The 18,578-nt window shown below is 66.1% G+C and carries 19 protein-coding genes; 5 read left to right on the top strand and 14 right to left on the bottom strand.

The annotated features are described in order from the left end of the window. Positions 1–610 precede the first annotated feature (610 nt). The 13 genes from OC184_RS09440 to purU form a co-directional block, all read right to left on the bottom strand. Positions 611–1,663, bottom strand: a complete 1,053-nt coding sequence (locus tag OC184_RS09440) for a hypothetical protein (protein ID WP_265506952.1) — start codon at positions 1,661–1,663, stop codon at positions 611–613. A gap of 122 nt (positions 1,664–1,785) precedes the next feature. Beyond that, the gene (locus tag OC184_RS09435) at positions 1,786–2,403 is read right to left on the bottom strand and encodes a hypothetical protein (RefSeq protein ID WP_265506951.1); all 618 of its coding nucleotides are present in this window, start codon (positions 2,401–2,403) and stop codon (positions 1,786–1,788) included. After that, a complete protein-coding gene (locus OC184_RS09430; RefSeq protein WP_265506950.1) occupies positions 2,400–3,299 on the bottom strand; it encodes a VWA domain-containing protein in 900 nt (299 codons plus the stop codon). The genes OC184_RS09435 and OC184_RS09430 overlap by 4 nt, the downstream gene beginning before the upstream one ends. Then, entirely contained in the window at positions 3,287–4,222 is a 936-nt protein-coding gene (locus OC184_RS09425; RefSeq protein ID WP_322630195.1) for a VWA domain-containing protein, read from the bottom strand. Before OC184_RS09425 ends, OC184_RS09430 begins: the two co-directional genes overlap by 13 nt. 8 nt (positions 4,223–4,230) lie before the next feature. Further along, complete coding sequence (locus OC184_RS09420) at positions 4,231–4,575, bottom strand: hypothetical protein (RefSeq protein ID WP_265506948.1); 345 nt, start codon at positions 4,573–4,575, stop codon at positions 4,231–4,233. After that, positions 4,572–5,252, bottom strand: coding sequence for a DUF58 domain-containing protein (locus tag OC184_RS09415; RefSeq protein ID WP_265506947.1), 681 nt, complete (start codon positions 5,250–5,252; stop codon positions 4,572–4,574). Before OC184_RS09415 ends, OC184_RS09420 begins: the two co-directional genes overlap by 4 nt. A gap of 140 nt (positions 5,253–5,392) precedes the next feature. Further along, positions 5,393–6,367: an AAA family ATPase gene (locus tag OC184_RS09410; protein ID WP_265506946.1), complete on the bottom strand. Its 975-nt coding sequence runs from the start codon at positions 6,365–6,367 to the stop codon at positions 5,393–5,395. Positions 6,368–6,564: 197 nt separating this feature from the next. Further along, on the bottom strand, positions 6,565–6,765 hold the full coding sequence (locus tag OC184_RS09405; protein WP_265506945.1) for a P-loop NTPase family protein: 201 nt from the start codon (positions 6,763–6,765) through the stop codon (positions 6,565–6,567). A 57-nt stretch (positions 6,766–6,822) separates the two neighbouring features. After that, positions 6,823–7,152 carry a hypothetical protein gene (locus tag OC184_RS09400; RefSeq protein ID WP_265506944.1) on the bottom strand — a complete coding sequence of 110 codons (330 nt, stop codon included), beginning with the start codon at positions 7,150–7,152 and terminating at the stop codon, positions 6,823–6,825. Positions 7,153–7,317: 165 nt separating this feature from the next. Next, positions 7,318–7,473 (bottom strand): hypothetical protein, encoded by a 156-nt coding sequence (locus OC184_RS09395; RefSeq protein WP_265506943.1) that lies wholly within the window; start codon positions 7,471–7,473, stop codon positions 7,318–7,320. A 10-nt stretch (positions 7,474–7,483) separates the two neighbouring features. Further along, complete coding sequence (locus tag OC184_RS09390; RefSeq protein WP_265506942.1) at positions 7,484–7,969, bottom strand: hypothetical protein; 486 nt, start codon at positions 7,967–7,969, stop codon at positions 7,484–7,486. Between the two features lie 113 nt (positions 7,970–8,082). Further along, positions 8,083–8,316, bottom strand: a complete 234-nt coding sequence (locus tag OC184_RS09385; protein ID WP_265506941.1) for a hypothetical protein — start codon at positions 8,314–8,316, stop codon at positions 8,083–8,085. Between the two features lie 590 nt (positions 8,317–8,906). Next, positions 8,907–9,788: a formyltetrahydrofolate deformylase gene (purU, locus tag OC184_RS09380; protein WP_265506940.1), complete on the bottom strand. Its 882-nt coding sequence runs from the start codon at positions 9,786–9,788 to the stop codon at positions 8,907–8,909. A 478-nt stretch (positions 9,789–10,266) separates the two neighbouring features. Here purU and OC184_RS09375 point away from each other — a divergent pair, with 478 nt between their 5' ends. Further along, entirely contained in the window at positions 10,267–11,907 is a 1,641-nt protein-coding gene (locus OC184_RS09375; protein WP_265506955.1) for a BCCT family transporter, read from the top strand. 46 nt (positions 11,908–11,953) lie between these two features. Here OC184_RS09375 and OC184_RS09370 read toward each other — a convergent pair whose 3' ends face one another. After that, entirely contained in the window at positions 11,954–12,940 is a 987-nt protein-coding gene (locus OC184_RS09370; protein ID WP_265506954.1) for a GlxA family transcriptional regulator, read from the bottom strand. 263 nt (positions 12,941–13,203) lie between these two features. Here OC184_RS09370 and OC184_RS09365 point away from each other — a divergent pair, with 263 nt between their 5' ends. The 4 genes from OC184_RS09365 to OC184_RS09350 all read left to right on the top strand — a co-directional run bounded on the left by OC184_RS09365 (position 13,204) and on the right by OC184_RS09350 (position 18,506). Further along, complete coding sequence (locus OC184_RS09365; RefSeq protein ID WP_265506939.1) at positions 13,204–13,953, top strand: electron transfer flavoprotein subunit beta/FixA family protein; 750 nt, start codon at positions 13,204–13,206, stop codon at positions 13,951–13,953. Between the two features lie 17 nt (positions 13,954–13,970). After that, positions 13,971–14,903, top strand: coding sequence for an electron transfer flavoprotein subunit alpha/FixB family protein (locus OC184_RS09360; RefSeq protein ID WP_265506938.1), 933 nt, complete (start codon positions 13,971–13,973; stop codon positions 14,901–14,903). After that, positions 14,903–15,817: a bifunctional methylenetetrahydrofolate dehydrogenase/methenyltetrahydrofolate cyclohydrolase FolD gene (folD, locus tag OC184_RS09355; protein WP_265506937.1), complete on the top strand. Its 915-nt coding sequence runs from the start codon at positions 14,903–14,905 to the stop codon at positions 15,815–15,817. Before OC184_RS09360 ends, folD begins: the two co-directional genes overlap by 1 nt. Before the next feature lie 127 nt (positions 15,818–15,944). Further along, positions 15,945–18,506 (top strand): GcvT family protein, encoded by a 2,562-nt coding sequence (locus OC184_RS09350; RefSeq protein WP_265506936.1) that lies wholly within the window; start codon positions 15,945–15,947, stop codon positions 18,504–18,506. The last annotated feature ends 72 nt before the right edge of the window (positions 18,507–18,578 follow it).

Raw genomic sequence — 18,578 nt, 5'->3', positions numbered from 1 at the left:
CAACTCCCCCAATCAGTGTTGAAGGGGCAAACGCCCATCAACGCGCTCAAGGACTGGCAAAGGCAAAGGCCGGACATCTTCAAGAAGCGGCCGTATAATCACGCGGGATGTGACACCTAGGCTGCGCAATGCGGCCGCAAAGCCGGTGGCGGCAATATGTTTTACAGGCGGGGTCGGGATGGGCCCGTCCTCGTTCCAAAGAACTGGGACGAGACGGCCGGCTACATTTCCATGACTGATAAGGCATAGAGGGACTTCATGCGATGCTGGTCTTCCCTGAAAAATGGCCCCTAATGAGGTAAGACTTACGAGCCATTTCAGGGGCCGCAAATTCATCGCCATGATCCGCGAACCCCGCATTCCTAAACCGACCATGTTTTACCGCAACCGGCGCGACTAGCGAGTTTGGGCTCTTCATGTCGATCTCTGGGCGGATTGGACGGTGTGATCGCACCCGGCCATCGCGGAACGTCGACCCTTATCACACGCTGCAGTGTGGCACTTCTAAAACGGTATCGTCTCTGCATCGTACCAGTCGGCTGGCAGAAGCATTGTCGCAATCGGTCACCTCTCTCGGGTCTGTCTTGTAGAAGAGACTGCGGCCACTTGATCAGCGAATGCGGCGCCTTCGCTTCCGACGGAAATGAGCCAACCATTCATTTGGCTGGAATGGATGATCTGCCGCTGTATCGAAAATGGCGCTGTCGAGGAGCGATAGCAGTCGGCACTGGTCCGCGGTGCCGCCGCCACTCCAGAAGGCATGACGTTCTGCAGCGGCCCGAAGCGCGAGAAGATCGCCTCTTTCAGCCGCCCGCTCCAACTCTGCATCGTACGGATTGGACCGGAGCCTGCGGTTGAGTGGGGCGATAGATGGAAGGCGCCCCCAGAGCACGACCGCGGCGGCAACGGCGAAGCCTGCCAATGCGATGATCGCCGCCAAGCCAGTCTGCCTCACCCTGTCAGCTGCTCCAGAGCTAACATTGCTGCCGAACCCGGCGAGGCCGAACGGGATGGGCCGCATCGCGGCGACCTCGATCTGCCGGGTGTCGGTATCGAACCATTCAAAGGCGACAGATGGCAGGACCCCAGGCTCGCCCGTGCGCGGGCGCAACTGCCATTCCCACACTACGCGCGAGACCGGACCATCGGGCGTGGGCGTCGTCTCGCGCAGTTCAGGCTGTGTGAAGCTGATCAGCCAGGGCTGCTGCAGATCGAGGCGTTCGGGCAGGTGATGGGCCAGTGCGCCCAAGGCCTCGATGGTCACGCGGCGCGTCAGTACCTCGTCCGGGCCAAGCTGGCCCGGCTGGGTCGAAAGCTCGTCGGTCAGCACAAGCGCCTTGGCTGTCAGCGGGCGGCCGGAGTGCGGAAACTGGATGACATTCAAGCGCGCCGGTGCCGACGTCACCTGCAGCGCGACGCGGTCGCCCGAGCGGAGCACATGGGTCAGCTCGTGAACGACCGGTCCTACCTCTATCTCGCCCGCATGCCGGGGGAAGAGGGCGATGTCGCGCTCGAAGACCTGGATCATACGGCCGCCGATCCGTTCCTGGAACCACCGGTCCTGCGCGATCTGCATCCAGTCATAGTGTTCGGAGTCGGGGAAGCGGAGGTTCTCCAGTGAGACGGTCAGATCATATTCGCCTCGCAGCGTCAGCTTGACCATCTCGGCCACGACAGGGCGCGAGTGATCGTGCAGGATCATGAGGCGTGCCCCGCCCGGCTCGAGTGGTGCCGTTTGCGCCCACAGAGGGCTCGCCAGAAGCAGGAGGAGAAGGCTCAGCAACTTCACCATGGGTCCTGCGCCTCTGGCCGGATCAGGCCAAGCTGCGCCCGCCGATCGTATTCCGCGTGGATCCGAAGCCGCAGAAACTCGCCCGGATCGTCCGTCAGCGATTGCAGCCAGTTGTCGCTCGCCGCCAGGCCCTGCGCGTCCAGAGGGCGGCGCTGATATTCCGAGGCGGCGCCAGTGAGGGCCGCCTTGATCTCCTCGTCGGGTGCCGGCGAGCCGCCATGGCCCATGATGCGGCCCGGCGCGGTGCTGTCGCCCATGTGCGGCTCAAACATGCTTGCGACCAGATCGCGGGTGACGCGAGCCTCCTCATCCGCAGGGTTCGCAAAAAGCACGGCGTCGAGATACGCGACGGACAGCGGATAGTCCCCGGTTGCCGCCAAGGACAGGGCGCGGTTGAAGGTCTGCGACCGACCGGCGCGCGCGAAGGCCGCATCGGCTGCCGCATGATTACCAAGCCGGTAGAGGGCGACGCCCCGTGCAGCATCGTCCGGGAGAGTGACAGCGGCAATCCTGTCCCACCCGAGGCGCAAGGCCAGCGCGCCAATAGCCGCCGGCCCGGCAAATGCTAGGAATGCGGCTGACAGCATCAGCACCGCGAAGACCCGCATCATGAGCGCCTCCGCAACATCATCAGAAGCGGCAATCCTGCAAATGCTGCAAGCAGCGGCCCGAGGTCGCGATAGCCGAAGGCCTGAAGCTCGGCCACGCGCTGACGCTCGCCCCTGCCGCCGAGCCTTGCCGCGAGATCATCGGCCTCGGTCCAGTCCAGAACCCTCCCGCTTGAGGCCAAGGGGGCCATTGCATCCTGCTCCGGCACCGGTGCGCCGGCGGCGACCCCGTCGACCCTGACCGCCCAGATGCGTGTGCCCAGTTCTGACAGCCGGGCCGCCTCTGCCCGTGCGTTCCTGTCGACGCCGCCGCCGTCCGAGATCAGGATCAGATCCGACTGCCGGGGATCGGCAAGCATTCCCGCAGCAAGCCCGATCGCGGCGCCAGGGCTGCTGCCGCGCGCGGGCATGATGCCGGCATCCAGAACCGCGATCAGCGTCTCCAGTCGCCGTGGGTCCGTTGTCGGGGCAGAGGCCGCGAAAGCCTCGTTTCCGTAGAGGATCAAGCCGACCGGACGGCCCGGCAGGCGCTGCAGCAGGGCTGCCGCCGCCTGCTGCGCCTGCGAAAGCGCCTTACCCTCTGCCACAGAGGCAGAAGTGTCGATGGCCAGAAGAACCGTGTCGGTGCGCGCCAGAAGCGGCAGGTCCTCGCGCGGCAGGGCAGGCCCCGTCAGTCCCAGGATCAGCGGCACGAGCGCCGCAATGGGCAGCAGCCGGACGCTGCGCGAGGCGCGGCCACTGAAGGCGCCGAGCGCCTGCATGGCCGTCAGCATTTCGGCGCTCATCACCCGCTCCCATCCGCCAGCCGGTGCCGGGCGCCGCAGCACCCACCAGAGCAGCAGGGCCAGTGGCAGGAACGCAGCAAGCCACCACGGCCGCAGAAGGATCAGGTCCGCCATGCGCGGCCTCGCAACAGCGCAAGCACAAGCAGAAGCGCCGAGGCCGTCGCCGGCCAGGACCAGAGCGGCTGCCAGTAGCGCAGCGGGGGGCGGTCGGCGGGGTTCGGCTCCAGCTGGTCAAGTGCCTCGGCGACGGTATCCAGATCGGGGGTGGTGCGGACGCGGAACATCTTCCCGTCCGCGGCCTCGGCGATCGCGCGAAGTGTCGCCACATCCACCGCATCGCGCGAGGCAGGCTGAGTTTCCAGATCCTCAGGACCAAGCGCGATTGTGTAGATCCGGATCCCGTGCGTCGCCGCCAGCCGCGCCGCATCCACTGCCGGCACGCTGCCGGACGTGTCGACACCGTCCGACAGCAGGATGATGACCCGGCTCGGCGCGTCGCTGGTCAGCAGCCTCCGGGTGGCAAGGCCCAGCCCATCCGAGATGGCCGTGCCGCGACCCGAGATGCCGATCTGCGCCTCCTCGATGGCCCCCGCCACGGATGCGACGTCAAAACTGGGCGGCGCGGCGACATAGGCGCGGGCGCCGAAGATCACCAGGCCGATGCGGTCGCCAGTGCGGCTTGCGACGAAGCTTGCCGCGGTCCGCTTGACGGCTTCCAAGCGACTGACCGGCAGATCATCGAGAGCGAAGTCCTCCTTCTCCATGCTGCCAGACAGGTCGATCGCCAGGATGATGTCGCGGCCGCTGGCCGGAACGGCACTCGCCACCCGCTCGATCTGCGGGCCAGACAGTGCCACGATGAGGAGAAACCAGGCTGCGGCGGCCGCCCAGGGCACGCCCTCGTGCCAGGCCTGCGCGTCTGCTACGCCAGGCGACAGGTGGTCAGGCACCTGCAGCGCCACACGGCCCTGATCAGCCGCGGGAAGCAGCCACCGAAGCAGCAGCGGCAGCGGCAGCAGCGCCAGCAGATAGGGCACAGCGAGGCTCATCGCTGCCAAGGGCGTGTGCGCCGGACGGCACGCTCTATGTTGCGGTCCGACGGTGGCGGCTCGGTGCCGTAGGCGGCAGCGCGAAGCGAAGGCGGCAGACGGCCCAGCAGCCGCGCCACCGCCAAAAGCCGCTCGGGCACCGGAAGCTCCCGCAGGTCGGAGAGACGAACTTTCCCCGGCTTCACGCGACGGCGGGTCAGTGGCAGGATGAGCAGTCCAGCCAGCAGCCCGAGCGCCATCCCGATGCCGACCAGCGCGAGCATTTCGTAAACTGACAGGCTTCCGAAGTCTGCCGGAAGGCGCGGCGGGGCAAGAGCCGCGAGCATCTCGTCATGGGTCATGGAACGACCTCGAGGGCCTTGGCGCCCAACTCCCGAAGCCAGTCTTTGTGTTCGGAAAGCTCTACCACCGGCAGGCGCGCCACATGCTGCCGGCCACGACTTTCGACCGGCAGCGCCAGGTCGGGGGGCGCGACTTCCACCGGATCGAGGATCAGCGCCACCTCCAGCCGCCGGCCGCGCGACAGGCGCGCAATCTGATCCTCGGCGCCGGCCCACCCGCCCGGCAAGGTGGCCAACGTCACCTGAGCACCAGGAGGCGCCACGCGATGGGCCAGAGCCAGCGCCTCGGCCAATGAGACGGTGGCCTGCCCGGCACCCAGAGCCTCGGCGTGACGATGTGCCAGCATCCGGCAGAGGGTGGCCATCTGCGCATCTCCCGCCGCTGGCGCAAGCGTTCGAGCGCCAGAGGCTTCGGCGACAACCAGGCCGACGCTTCCCCGGCGCTGCACCGCCTGCCAGCCGAGCCCGGCCAGATACCTCGCGGCGCGCACGGAGCGCAGCGCCTCTGCCGTGCCCCACAGCATCGCCGGCCTGACGTCGGCGATCAGCAGCGTGACGTCATCGCAGTCCTCGTGCAGCGCGCGCACATGCGGCCGGCCTGTCCGCGCTGTAGCCGCCGCGTCAATCCGCCGAGGATCATCTCCCGGCACATAAGTGCGGATCTCGCGCAGGTCCATGCCGGTACCGGGTCTGCGCGATGGGATGACCCCAGACCGGCGCGCTGTCTGGGATCTCTCACGGCTGGGCAGGGTCGTTCGCAGAGCCAGCAGTTCACCGGCATCCAGAGCGATGCCTCGTGCCCGCTGCCAGGCGAGCGTCACCACGGTCGCACCTCGCGCAGCGCATCCGCGATGAGCGAGCGCCCGTCACGCCCCTCGCTAACCACCTTCCAGTCCGCAACGAGACGATGTCCCAATGCGTCGCAAGCCAGGGCGTCGACATCTTCCGGCAGGCCATGGTCGCGGCCATGAAGCCAGGCCCGGGCGCGGACCGCAGCCGCCAGCGCCAAGGTCCCGCGCGGGCTGACGGGATGTGCAACGGCGCTCGCAAGGCTGCCTCCGGCCCGCGTCGCCATCACCAGCCGGATGATGAAGTCCTTGAGCACCGGCGCCAGCCGCACATCGGCCACTTCCGCACGGGCCTTCGCAAGACTGGCCGCATCCACAGCTACCGCATCAATAAGGGCAGGTGACGCGCGGTTCTCTTCCTCCACAAGGTCGAGGATTGCCCGCTCGCCGTCGGCATCCGGCATGCCGAGTTGCAGGTGCAGCAGGAACCGATCCAGCTGCGCCTCGGGCAATGGGAAGGTGCCTTCATGCTCGATCGGGTTCTGCGTCGCCACCACCATGAAGGGCTGGGGCAGCGGGCGCGTCACGCCGCCGGTCGTCACCTGCGTCTCGGCCATCGCCTCCAGCAGAGCCGACTGCACCTTGGGGGGCGCGCGGTTGATCTCGTCCACCAGCACGATGTTGTGGAACATCGGACCTGGAACGAAGTCGAAAGTGCCGCTCTCTCCGCGCCAGATCTGGCTTCCCGTCAAGTCCGAGGGGAGAAGATCAGGCGTGCATTGCACCCGGGCCTGTGTCCCCGGCAGCCGCGCTGCCAACTGCTTCACCGCCCGCGTCTTGGCGACACCGGGCGGCCCCTCCAGAAGGACATGCCCCCCCGCCAGAAAGGCGATCAGCAGGCGCTCGACAAGCCAGTCATGCCCGACAAGCGCAGCCGAGACATCCTGTAACAAGGCTCCAACGGCCTCGCGTGGCCCATTCCCGGTGGTCGCCGCAATGTTCATCTGCCGCTCCATGCTTTTGCAGACAGTGCAGCAAAATCAAGAGCAGGTGTCGCCCGAAGGTGCCGCTCTGCCACTAAGGTAGGTCCTCCTGCCCGGCCGATAGTTGGACTGGTTGCTGAGACTTGTTGCCTCGGCCCGCTATCCCGGTCCGGTGACTGCGCCGACTCGCATGAACCCCCATGCGCCGTGACCGGGCGTCACCGCATATACATCAGCGGGATCGCCAACGGCCCGCTGGCCATAAAGACCAACCTTCCTGTCATGTTCATCGCAGCGGCAAAGGCTTCGTCATGTCTGACAGCCAGCACGGCCGCGTCATAGCCGGCCAAGGCGGCCTCCAGTGCCGCGATTCTGTCCAGGTCCAGATCGTTCGTCGGCTCGTCCAGGATCAGGAGCATCGGTGGGGCGTGGCACCTGGCGCGTAGGCCGCCCCGCGTGCCGGCGATCGCCACCGCTCAGGTCGCCGGCGCGCGCAACGCGGCGACAGCCCGGAAGCCGAACCGGGCCAGAGCCTCATGCTGGTCGCAGGCGGGCTTTAGACGGAGGAAGTTCTTGCGCCGCTTGCCGTCCGGCTGCAGCAGGCCCAGGTGCTGGTCGAGCAGGGCCCATGTCACGTCAAGCGACACGCGGGCGGACCATCGGATGATCTTCGGAAGCGTAGACTTTCCGCCACCGTTCGCTCCGCCGATGACCAGCCGCTTGGGACTTTTTAAGGTCAGCGTCAGGTCGTGAATGATAAGGCGTGCGGGATCGCAGCGGCCTGTGACTCGGTCGAGCCGCGGCACGGTTTTTCTCCGTTCTAGGCGCATTGAATAGGATCTTCGGCTGACGGCCCTTGGACCGCGCCGTTGCCCGATGCCGTCCTTGCGGGTTTTGCGTTTGGTGGCACTCTGGGCGCGGCGACCGGCTTCGTTGTCGGCCCACTCGGCACATGAGCAGCCGCATCGAGTTCATCTGTCTTGTGCGGACGATACGCGCTGTAAATGCCGCCATAGCGCCTCGCCGTCAATGAGTTCTAGGATGGCGTACATTCCCTGCAGAAGCTGGCGGTCATGGCTGTCGACGATCGCGGCGCCGGCCCGGCCCCGCAGCAGATCGATCACCACGGCGCGCCCGTCAGATGGTTGATCGGCTCGTCCAGCAGCGGGATGTCAGGCTGCCGGAACCGCACGAGCGGCGAGAGCCGCGCGACTGCGCTGACCGCCCGACAGTAAGCGGCGCCTGCGGATCTGCGGACAGACCGAACTGCGGAAGGGCGGCATCGACACGCGCGGGCAGTGACCAATCCACCTCTGCCAATTCGAAAGCGTCGGCAAGCCTTGCCTCGGCCTGCGCCAGGACCTCGAGCGCGGGCTTGATTTCAACAAGGTCGGTGATGGTGTCGGATGGCTGCTGCACGCCATCCTGCCGCACTGAGGCGATCGTGCCCTGACTGTGTTGATATGCAGATCCGGAATGTAGATGTCGCGCGATGTCGGCGGCCCCAGGTGTCTTCCACTGGTCACTCTGAACTCGTCGCCCGACCGTGGTAAGGGGGAAGGCGTCGCCGCGCTTCCTGATGTTGGGGAGATCTTCGGACAGGTCGGCGAGGATCCTGGCCACATGAACCTCACGCCGCAGGCGCGTCAGCGCGGCGTCCGACGCACCACGGGGGCGCGATGGTAGCGCCGTCCGCCGCATATCCCATCAACGCATGGGCCGCGCCCCGGCTACGGTCAGGCCAGCCGCGCAGAGATCCCGGAAAGGGCGAGCTTGCGCGCCAGCGCCTCCCGCATCGCGGCCTCTCCGCCATGCAGGCGGTCGCTGCCAGCCCAGTCGATGACGATCCGGTCCGGCGGATCGGCCGAGACGATGGGCTCAAGGCCCTGATCCGAAGAGCCGCCGCGCGAATCCGCGAGGCTCCCTGGCACGCTGTCGGGCAGGTCTGCGATCTTTTCAGCGATGAGCAATACTACATTTTCTTCAAAGCCGACGGATATGAGACCGATGAGACCCGACGCACTTCAGCCTGAGACAGGCCATACTATCTTCGGGCAGCGAACGTCCTCGGCGGTTTCTCCGACCCTGTTCTGGGGCCCTGTCGCAAGGTGGACCGCGGGTAGATTCCGATGACCACATGGGAGTCCTGCAGCTCGCACAGACGTAAGTCGCAAGGGGCTTCTGCTGCTCGAGTAGTGAGCGCTTGAAATCGAGGTGAGCAGGCTTTCGCATGCGTCGCATGCGTCGCATGCTCCCGCGATAGTCGAACTGGTGACGACCTGCAGGCGGTCTGTCCATACCTGGTGCGGGAGCGGATCAGGCATATCCTAGGCTCGGGACGCATGGCATTAGTCCGAAGGCGGTGCTCTGGCTATGTGGGTCTGGTTCTGGGTGCCGCAGCGAGATGGCGGCATTCGGACCAATCTGGTGCTCGGGCGCAGATGATCCCAGACCGTGGCTATCGGCAGTCAATCAGATGGATGCCGAAGCGCAGAAACTCGAGGAACGGCTCGCCCTCGACGAGGGGCGCCCGCACGGTTGCAGGCGCCCGGAGTGGCGGTCAGCCCATGCGCTCGGAGGCGTATTCGTTGGGGCTGGCGGGGAAGACGACGGTCTTGTCACCGCTGATGAAGACGCGGCGATGGATATGGGCGTGGATCGCGCGCGCCAGCACCTGGCTTTCCACGTCGCGGCCAAGGCTGACATAGTCGCTGGCGCTCTGGGCGTGGGTGACGCGAACGGTGTCCTGCTCGATGATCGGACCCTCGTCCAGGTCGGCGGTGACGTAGTGGCTGGTCGCTCCGATCAGCTTCACGCCGCGGTCGAAGGCCTGCTTGTAGGGATTGGCGCCCTTGAAGCTTGGCAGGAACGAATGGTGGATGTTGATGATCCGCCCGGACATCTTCTGGCACATCTCGTCCGACAGCACCTGCATGTAGCGCGCCAGCACGATCAGGTCGGCCCCGGCCTCCTGCACGATCCGCATCTGTTCGGCCTCGGCCTTGGCCTTGTTCTCTTTCGTGACCTTGATGCAGTGGAACGGCAGGTCGTGGTTCACGACGACCTTCTGATAGTCCATGTGGTTCGAGATGACGGCGACGATGTCGATCGGCAACGCCCCGATCCGCCAGCGGTAGAGCAGGTCGTTCAGGCAGTGCCCGAAGCGGCTGACCATGATGACGACCTTCATCTTTTCGCTGGGATCGTGGAAGGCGTGGTCGATGTCCGAATCCACCGTCGCGGCCCGGAACTCCTGGTCCAGCTGCTCACGCGTCTTGCCGTCCGAGGCGAAGCTGAGGCGCATGAAGAATCGGTCGTTCTGCAGGTCGGTAAATTGCGAGCTGTCGTGGATGTTGCAGCCCGCCTCCGCGAGGAACGAGGAGATCTGCGCAACGATCCCGGTCCGGACGGGGCAGGAGACAGTCAGGATAAGCTGGGACATGGGCGATTTCCTCATTCGCGGTGCTGTCGGGGGATGGCAGCGGCCGGACCGCCAAAAAGACGGCCCCGGCCAGTGACATAGGCCTAGCGGCTTGGCGGGCGGGAGGCGTGAAGATTTGCGACGCGCGGCCAGCAGCTTTGCGCCAGTGTCGCCGCGTCCGGGGCGGCTGCCGGGCGCCGACAGACCTGAGGCGACGCGAAACTACCGGCGGAACGTCGCACCCGTTCTGCGACGTTGCGGCACTTCGACACATAACCGTCAGACTTCAAGTTGCTTGTCTCGTCCCAGGTCCCCGAGTCAGCCGCAAACTGCATGGAATGAAAAGCCGCAGGGGCCATGTCCCTGTCCGGCCCGGCGCGATCCGCGTCCGGGAAGGAGTGGCGATTTGCTTCATGTCAAAAGCAAGACGGCGTTCATCGACACGGACACCCCTCAGGCAGGCACGACGCCAACTCAGGAGGACGTAAGCTTGACCTATGTGAGCAAGGACGGCGAGGAGGCCGCTCCGCAGACCGACGCGCCACCCCCGGAAAGCGTGATACAGACCGACTACCAAGCGGGGCAGGACAATATCGAAGGACAACTGGGGCCGTTCGATTTCAGCGTTCACAACCCGGTATTCCTTATCTCGGCGCTTTGCGTCATCGCCTTCGTGGCCTTCACGCTGGGCTTCCCGACCCTTGCCGCCGACAGCTTCTCGGCGCTCTTTTCCGGTGCGACGAAGGGTTTCGACTGGTTCTTCATCGGCGCGGCGGACGTCTTCGTCATCCTGTGCCTGGGACTGGTGATCAGCCCCTACGGCAAGATCCGCCTTGGCGGCGCGCAGGCCAGGCCCGACTTCGGCTATGTCAGCTGGTTCTCGATGCTGTTCGCGGCGGGCATGGGCATCGGCCTGATGTTCTATGGCGTCAGCGAACCGCTGAGCCACTTCAGCTCGTCCGCGGGCGGCGTCGTCGCCGGGGCCGAGGGGCTGCGCACGGATTGGGCACCGCTGGCCGCGGCCCCCTCGCAGGCCGAGGCGGTGCGACTGGGCATGGCCGCGACGATCTTCCACTGGGCGCTGCACCCTTGGGCGATCTACGCCGTCATGGGCCTCAGCCTGGCGCTCTTCAGCTATAACAAGGGCCTGCCTTTGACGATTCGTTCGGTCTTCTACCCGATCTTCGGCGAACGGGTCTGGGGCTGGCCGGGCCACGTCATCGACATCCTTGCGGTCTTCGCGACCCTCTTCGGGCTTGCCACGTCGCTTGGCCTGGGCGCGGCGCAGGCGAATGCCGGTTTCAACAAGCTGTTCGGCATGCCGATCGATGCGACCTGGCAGATCGTCATCATCGTCGGGATCACCTCGATCACGCTCTTCTCGGTCGTCCGCGGCCTCGAGGCGGGCGTGAAGCTCATGTCCGAGATCAACATGGTGCTGGCCTTCGGCCTGCTGATGTTCGTGCTGTTCGCGGGTCCGACGCTGCTGCTGCTGACGCAGACGGGCGATTTCCTGGTCGCCTACCTGCAATACCTGCCAGCGCTGTCGAACCCGGTCGGGCGCGACGACGTGAACTTCATGCAGGGCTGGACCTCGTTCTACTGGGCGTGGTGGATCAGCTGGTCGCCGTTCGTGGGCATGTTCATCGCCCGCGTCAGCCGCGGCCGCACCGTGCGCGAGTTCCTGATCTGCGTCCTCTTGATCCCGTCGCTCGTTTGCGTCGCCTGGATGTCGATCTTCGGCGGCGAGGCGATCCACCAGCTGCTGGCCGAGGGCTATACCGCCGCCCGCGACGCCGAACTGCCGCTGCAGCTGTTCGCGATGCTGGACGACCTGCCGATGACGCAGATCACCTCGCTCATCGGGATCGTGCTGGTCATCGTGTTCTTCGTGACCTCGTCCGACTCGGGTTCGCTGGTGATCGACACGATCACCTCGGGCGGCAAGACCGATGCGCCGACCCTGCAGCGCGTCTTCTGGTGCGTCTTCTCGGGCGTGATCGCGGTCGTGCTGCTGCTGTCGGCGGGCGGCCTGACCGCGCTGCAGTCCATGGTCATCTCGACCGGGCTGCCCTTCACTGTGCTGCTGCTCATTATGTGCGTGGCGGTCTGGAAGGGGCTCGCCAGCGAACCGCGCTGAGGGTTCGTCACCAGTGCCCGGCCCCCGCGTCATGCGGGGGCCTTTTTCATGCCGCCTGGCGCAGGGCCTGCGGTGTCTGGCCATAGCGGCGGCGGAACATGCGGCTCAGGTGCGAGCTGTCGCAAAAGCCGCATTCCAGCGCGATCTGGGAAATGGGCCGGTCGCCCGAGACGATCAGGTGATGGGCCAGCGACAGCCGCATGTCGAGGAACGCGGCCTGCGGCGAAGTGCCGAGCGCTGCCTGGAAATGCCGTTCCAGCTGGCGCTTGCTGTGGCCGATCCGCTTGGCGATCTCGGCCACGGTGAAGGGCTGTTCGATGTTCTGCTGCATCATCAGAAGAGCGCGAAGCACCATCGGGTCGCGGGTCTTGAAGTCCATCGTGATGCCGGGCTGCGGCTTGTCGGCCTGCAGCGCCTCATCGATGATCATGATGTGCAGGCTCTTGCTGGCCTGGGCGCGACCGACATGCTTGTCCACCAGATAGGCCGCCAGATGGGCGGAACTGGCCCCGCCCGAGCAGGTCAGCCGGTCGCGATCGACCACGAAGATCTGGTCGGTTACGGGGTTCAGCCCCTCGAACTGTTCCAGAAAATCGGCGTGGTGGAACCAGCTGACGCAGCAGCGATAGCCCTGCAGAAGCCCCGCCTGGTGCAGAAGGAACGCGCCCGTGCAGATGCCCACCAGCGGCACGCCGGCAGCTGCCGCGTCGTGCAGGAACCGGTGATAGCCGGGGGGCAGGACGGCCTCGTCCTCCATCAGGCCGCCGATCACGACGACATAGTCGAATCGCGCCGGATCGCCCAGACGCTCTTTCGGCTGGACGCTGATTCCGCAGCTGGAGGTCACGGCCTCCATCGTGTCCGACAGCACTGTCCAGTTGCACAGGATGGGCCGGCTGCGGTCGCCTTCATCCGCCGCAAGCCGCAGGACATCCACGAAATTCGCAAAGGCGCAGAGCGTGAAGCGCTTGGCCAGGATGAAGCCGACCGACAGGCGGGCCTCGCCCTGCTGCCGGCGGATCGGCCGGGGCATCGAGGGGCGGGCCAGGGCGGGTGCAAGGCTCATGTCGGGGCCTTCGGATGAATGTGTCGGTTTCATGTCGTAGCTCTAATCCCGCGATGACGCAAATGTCCTGTCGCCGATGCCTCCGAAACGGCAAGGTCCAGCCAAGACGAAGCCGCCATCGGCACCGGGCCGACACCCGCCGGACGACAGATCCGCGCGACAGGAACCGGGCCGGGTGCGCCAACCGAACCTGCGCCGCCACAAGGCGCCACCGACAGAGAGGAAGCGACATGAAGATCCTGGTCCCGGTAAAGCGGGTGGTCGATCACAACGTCAAGATCCGCATGAAGGCTGACGGAACCGGCGTCGATCTGGCCAACGCCAAGATGTCGATGAACCCGTTCGACGAGATCGCCGTCGAACAGGCCGTCCGCATGAAAGAGGCCGGCGAGGCATCCGAGGTCGTCGTCATCTCGGTCGGACCCGCTCAGGCGCAGGAGGTCCTGCGGACGGCCCTGGCGATGGGCGCGGACCGCGCCATCCTGGTTCAGGCCGAGGGCCGGGTCGAGCCGCTGGCTGTCGCAAAGATCTTGCAGCGCGTCGCGCAGTCCGAGGAGGCCGGAATGGTCATCCTGGGCAAGCAGGCGATCGACGACGACTGCAACCAGACCGGCCAGATGCTGGCCGCGCTGCTGGGCTGGGGTCAGGCGACCTTCGCCTCGAAGGTCGAGATGTCGGGCGGCAGTGCCCTGGTCACCCGAGAGATCGACGGCGGCCTGCAGCAGATCGAGCTGTCGCTGCCCGCCGTCATCACCGCCGACCTGCGCCTGAACGAGCCCCGCTATGCGTCGCTTCCCAACATCATGAAGGCCAAGAAGAAGCCGCTGGTGCAGCAGACCCCCGAGGATCTGGGCATCGACGTCGCCCCGCGCCTGAACGTCCTGCGAGTCGAGGAACCGGCGGCGCGCGCCAGCGGTATCCGGGTCGGCAGCGTCGCCGAACTGCTCGACAAGCTGAAGACCGAAGCTGCCGTCATCTGATCCAGGGAGACATCGACATGGCCATCCTTCTTTTCGCCGACCACGACAACGCCTCCCTGTCCGAGCACAGCGCCCGCGCGCTGAGCGCCGCGCTGCAGATCGGCGCCGAGGTAGACATCCTGATCGCAGGGCAGGGCGCTGCCCCGGCGGCCGAAGCTGCCGCGGCCCTGACCGGCGTGCGCCGCGTTCTTCTGGCCGAGGACGGTTCGCTGTCCGAACGCCTGGCCGAACCCACGGCCGCGCTGATCGTGCAGCTCGCCGGCGACTACGACACCATCGTCGCCCCGGCGACCAGCAGCGGCAAGAACGTGCTGCCCCGCGTCGCGGCCCTTCTGGACGTGATGCAGCTGTCCGAGGTGACCGAGGTCGTCGCACCCGACACCTTCAAGCGCCCGATCTATGCCGGCAACGCGATCGAGGTCGTGCAATCGGCTGAAGCCGTGCGCGTCGTGACCGTCCGCAGCGCCAGCTTCTCGCCCGCCGCGACCGGCAGCGCCGCGGCGCCTATCGTTGCCATTCAGCCTGCCACGGTGCCGGCCCTTTCCAGCTTCCGCCAGAACCTGCTGTCGGCGAACGACCGCCCCGACCTCTCCTCGGCGCGGATCGTGGTGTCGGGCGGTCGTGCCCTCGGCTCGAAAGAGCGGTTCGAGGCGACGATCAACCCGCTGGCCGACAAGCTGGGCGCCGCCGTCGGTGCCAGCCGTGCCGCCGTCGACGCAGGCTATGCCGCGAACGATTTCCAGGTCGGACAGACCGGCAAGGTTGTCGCGCCGGATCTGTATATCGCCTGCGGGATCTCGGGGGCAATCCAGCACCTGGCCGGGATGAAGGACAGCCGCATCATCGTCGCCATCAACAGCGACGGCGAAGCGCCGATCTTCCAGGTGGCCGATTACGGCATCGTCGGCGACATCTTCGACATCGTGCCCGAGATGGAGCGTGCGCTGTGATGGCCGAAGCCGCCATGCAGCAGCGTCCGGCCACCGCCGCGATCATCGACGGCAAAGCCCATGCCGCAGGGTTGGGCGACCGCATCGCCCATCATGTGCAGGACTTCACCACCCACACCGGACGCGCGCCGGGGCTGGCCGTGGTGCTGGTCGGATCAGACCCCGCCAGCGAGGTCTATGTTCGTAGCAAGGGCCGTATGGCCCGCAAGCTGGGCATGGAAAGCTTCGAGCATGTCCTGCCCGAGACGGTGTCCCAGGCGGACCTGATGGCGCTGGTCGCGCGGCTTAATGCCGATGACGCCGTGGACGGCATCCTGGTGCAGCTGCCCCTGCCGGGCGATCTGGACAGCCTGGCGGTGATCAAGGCGATCGACCCCGCCAAGGACGTGGACGGCCTCCATCCAGAAAACGCGGGCTATCTGGCTTCGGGTCTGCCGGGGCTGGTGTCCTGCACGCCCCTTGGCTGTCTGATGCTGTTGAAGGACAGCTTGGGCAATCTGTCAGGGCTGGACGCCATCGTCGTCGGCCGGTCGATCCTGGTCGGCAAGCCGATGGCGCAGCTGCTGCTGGCGGAAAACTGCACCGTGACCATGGCCCATTCGCGCACCCGCGACCTGGCCGCCAAGGTGGGGCAGGCCGACATCGTCGTGGCGGCCGTCGGCTCGGCCGAGATGATCAAGGGCGACTGGATCAAGGAGGGCGCCACCGTGATCGACGTCGGCACCAGCCGCGTCATTCGCGACGGCGAGAAGCGTCTTGTGGGCGATGTCGATTTCGCATCCGCCAGCCAGCGTGCGCGGGCCATTACGCCGGTGCCGGGCGGGGTCGGGCCGATGACCATCATGACCCTGATGCACAACACGATGCTTGCGGCCTTCCGCCGCGCCGGGCTTCCGTCGCCGATGCTGGACTGAATCGCCGCCCTGCCGTAGGGGCAAAAAGGTGCGACCCGCGCCATCGACCCCGCCGCTTGCGCGGCGGGCCAACAACTCAAAGAACCGGCGCAGACGCCGCGCCATCACAGCCGCAAGGATCAAGAAGATGTCCTCATTTCCGCAGCACGCCCGTGTCGTCATCGTCGGCCTTGGCGGTATCGTGGGTGCCTCGGTCGCCCACCACCTGATCGAGAACGGTTGGGACGACATCGTGGGCATCGACAAGTCCGGTATCCCGACGGATGTCGGCTCGACGGCGCATGCCTCGGACTTCTGCTATGCGACCAGCCATGACCTGCTGTCCTGCTGGACGACCATGTATTCCATGGATTTCTACGAGAAGCTGGGCAACTACAAGCGCATCGGCGGCCTTGAGGTCGCGCGCGTGGGCGATGACGCCCGCATGGCCGAACTGCGCCGCCGCGTCGACAGTGGCAAGGCGTTCGGCACCAATGTCTCCATCATCTCGGCGGCCGAGGCCAAGGAGAAGTTCCCGCTGCTGGAGGAAGACCAGATCCAGGGCGCGCTGTGGGACCCCGACGCGGGCCTCGTGGTGCCGCGCTCGCAGACCGTCGCGGGAAAGCTGGTCGACATGGGCGAGGCTGCAGGCAAGCTGAAGGCTTTCGCCAACACTCCAGCGCTGGAGTTGCTGCACGAGAATGGCCGCATCACCGGGGTGCGCACGACGCGCGGCACGATCATGGCCGATCACGTGGTGGTCTGCGCGGGCCTCTGGGGCCGGCTGATCGCCGAGATGGCGGGCGAGGACCTGCCGGTGATGCCGGTCGATCACCCGCTGACCTTCTTCGGTCCCTATGACGAGTTCGCCGGCACCGGCCTGGAAATCGGGCGCCCGCTGCTGCGCGATCAGGGCAACTCGGCCTACCTGCGCGACACAGGCGATCCCAACACCACCGAGGGCGGCCAGATTGAGTGGGGCTATTACTATGAGAAAGACGTGCGGATGGTCCATCCGCGCGAGCTGCTGGAAAAGCACGAGGCGCGGTTGTCGCCCTCGCAGCGCGACCTGGTGCTGGACGACGTGATCGAGCCCCTTGAACGCGCGATGGAGCTGACGCCGATCCTGGCCGAGCTGGGCTTCAACGAGAGCCACTCGTTCAACGGCCTTCTGCAGACGACGACCGACGGCGGCCCCTCCATGGGCGAAAGCCGCAAGCTGCGCGGCCTGTGGTACGCGGTTGCCATCTGGGTCAAGGACGGCCCCGGCATGGGCAAGCTGATCGCCGACTGGATGACGAAGGGCCGGACCGAGATCGACCATCACGGCATTGATTACGCGCGCTTCAACGACTTCCAGCTGACCGAGGACTACATCTGGGGCCGCTGCGAGGAAACAGCCGCCAAGATCTACAACCCGCCGGTCCACCCGCGCGAGCCCTTCGCCAATGCCCGCGGCATCCGCCGGTCCCCGTTCCACGAGCGGGAAAAAGAGCTGGGCGGCTACTTCATGGAGCTGGGCGGCTGGGAGCGTGCGCATGGCTATGCCGCCAACGAGCATCTGTTGGAGAAATACGCCGACCAGGTCCCGGTGCGCGAGAACGAATGGGACAGCCGCCACTTCTGGCGTGTGTCCAATGCCGAGCAGCTTGAGATGAGCGCCGATTGCGGCATCATCAACCTGTCGCACTTCCACATGACCGACATCGGCGGTCCCGATCACGTCGCGCTGATGGAATGGCTCTGCGCGGCCAAGATCGGCGGCGACGCCAATATCGGCAAGGGCATCTACACCCACATGCTGGACGAAGAGGGCATGGTCCGCGCGGACTTCACCGTCTTCCGCATGGCGGACCGCTGCCGGCTGGTGAACGGGGCCGATGCCGGCCCGCGCGATCTGATCCACATGCGCCGCGTGGCGCAGGACCGCGGTCTTGACGTCACCATCACCGACGTGACCGAGGACTATACCACCATCGGCATCTGGGGTCCGAACGCGCGCGAAAACCTCAAGAAGGTGGTGGCCGATCCGGACGCACTGGATGTGGCGAACTTCCCCTTCGCCGCCATCCGCGAGATCGAGATCGCCGGCCGCAAGGTCATGGCCTTCCGCATCTCTTATGTGGGCGAGCAGGGCTGGGAACTGCACATGCGCTATGACGACGGTCTGGCGGTCTGGGATGCGCTGCGCGGTGCGGGCGTCATGGCGGTGGGGGTTGAAACCTATGCCAACTCGCGCCGGCTTGAAAAGTCGCTGCGCCTGCAGAACGCCGATCTGCTGACCCAGTACAACCTGCTGGAAGCCGACCTGGCCCGTCCCAAGGTCAAGGAGGCCGATTTCTGCGGCAAGGCGAAGCACGTGGAATACCGCGAGCGTGAGCATCAGCCCGCGATGCTCTGCACGCTGGTGATGACCGACAACGTGGACAGCCAGGGCGTCGCCCGCTATCCGGTCGGCACGCTGCCGGTGATGGACCCCGACACGGGCGAGGTGCTGATCGATCAGTTGGGCCGCCGGTCCTATACCACCTCGATCGCCTTTGGTCCCAGCATCGGCAAGAACATCGCGCTGGCCTATCTGCCCTGGGACTACTGCGAGAAGGGCCGCAAGCTGACGGTCAGCTATTTCGACGAGATCTACCCCGTCGAGGTTGCCGGCGTCGGCTACGCCCCCCTCTACGACCCCGAGAACAGCAAGCCCAGAAGCTGATCAACAGTTTAGCTGACGTTAATCCAAGCCATGGCCGTTCTGCGGCCGTGGCTTCACGACATGGGCGTGGGA

This window comes from Paracoccus rhizosphaerae, from assembly GCF_026162645.1.
Lineage (GTDB): Bacteria > Pseudomonadota > Alphaproteobacteria > Rhodobacterales > Rhodobacteraceae > Paracoccus > Paracoccus rhizosphaerae.
The sequence above is the reverse complement of the archived record's forward strand: the minus strand, read 5'-3'. Positions and strand labels throughout refer to the sequence as shown.

Coding starts and splice junctions, on each gene's coding strand:
- OC184_RS09440 (WP_265506952.1), bottom strand. CDS start 1,663: ATGGTCAAGCTGACGCTGCGAGGCGAATATGATCTGACCGTCTCACTG.
- OC184_RS09435 (WP_265506951.1), bottom strand. CDS start 2,403: ATGATGCGGGTCTTCGCGGTGCTGATGCTGTCAGCCGCATTCCTAGCA.
- OC184_RS09430 (WP_265506950.1), bottom strand. CDS start 3,299: ATGGCGGACCTGATCCTTCTGCGGCCGTGGTGGCTTGCTGCGTTCCTG.
- OC184_RS09420 (WP_265506948.1), bottom strand. CDS start 4,575: ATGACCCATGACGAGATGCTCGCGGCTCTTGCCCCGCCGCGCCTTCCG.
- OC184_RS09415 (WP_265506947.1), bottom strand. CDS start 5,252: ATGGACCTGCGCGAGATCCGCACTTATGTGCCGGGAGATGATCCTCGG.
- OC184_RS09410 (WP_265506946.1), bottom strand. CDS start 6,367: ATGAACATTGCGGCGACCACCGGGAATGGGCCACGCGAGGCCGTTGGA.
- OC184_RS09405 (WP_265506945.1), bottom strand. CDS start 6,765: ATGCTCCTGATCCTGGACGAGCCGACGAACGATCTGGACCTGGACAGA.
- purU (WP_265506940.1), bottom strand. CDS start 9,788: ATGTCCCAGCTTATCCTGACTGTCTCCTGCCCCGTCCGGACCGGGATC.
- OC184_RS09370 (WP_265506954.1), bottom strand. CDS start 12,940: ATGCCCCGGCCGATCCGCCGGCAGCAGGGCGAGGCCCGCCTGTCGGTC.
- OC184_RS09365 (WP_265506939.1), top strand. CDS start 13,204: ATGAAGATCCTGGTCCCGGTAAAGCGGGTGGTCGATCACAACGTCAAG.
- OC184_RS09360 (WP_265506938.1), top strand. CDS start 13,971: ATGGCCATCCTTCTTTTCGCCGACCACGACAACGCCTCCCTGTCCGAG.
- folD (WP_265506937.1), top strand. CDS start 14,903: ATGGCCGAAGCCGCCATGCAGCAGCGTCCGGCCACCGCCGCGATCATC.
- OC184_RS09350 (WP_265506936.1), top strand. CDS start 15,945: ATGTCCTCATTTCCGCAGCACGCCCGTGTCGTCATCGTCGGCCTTGGC.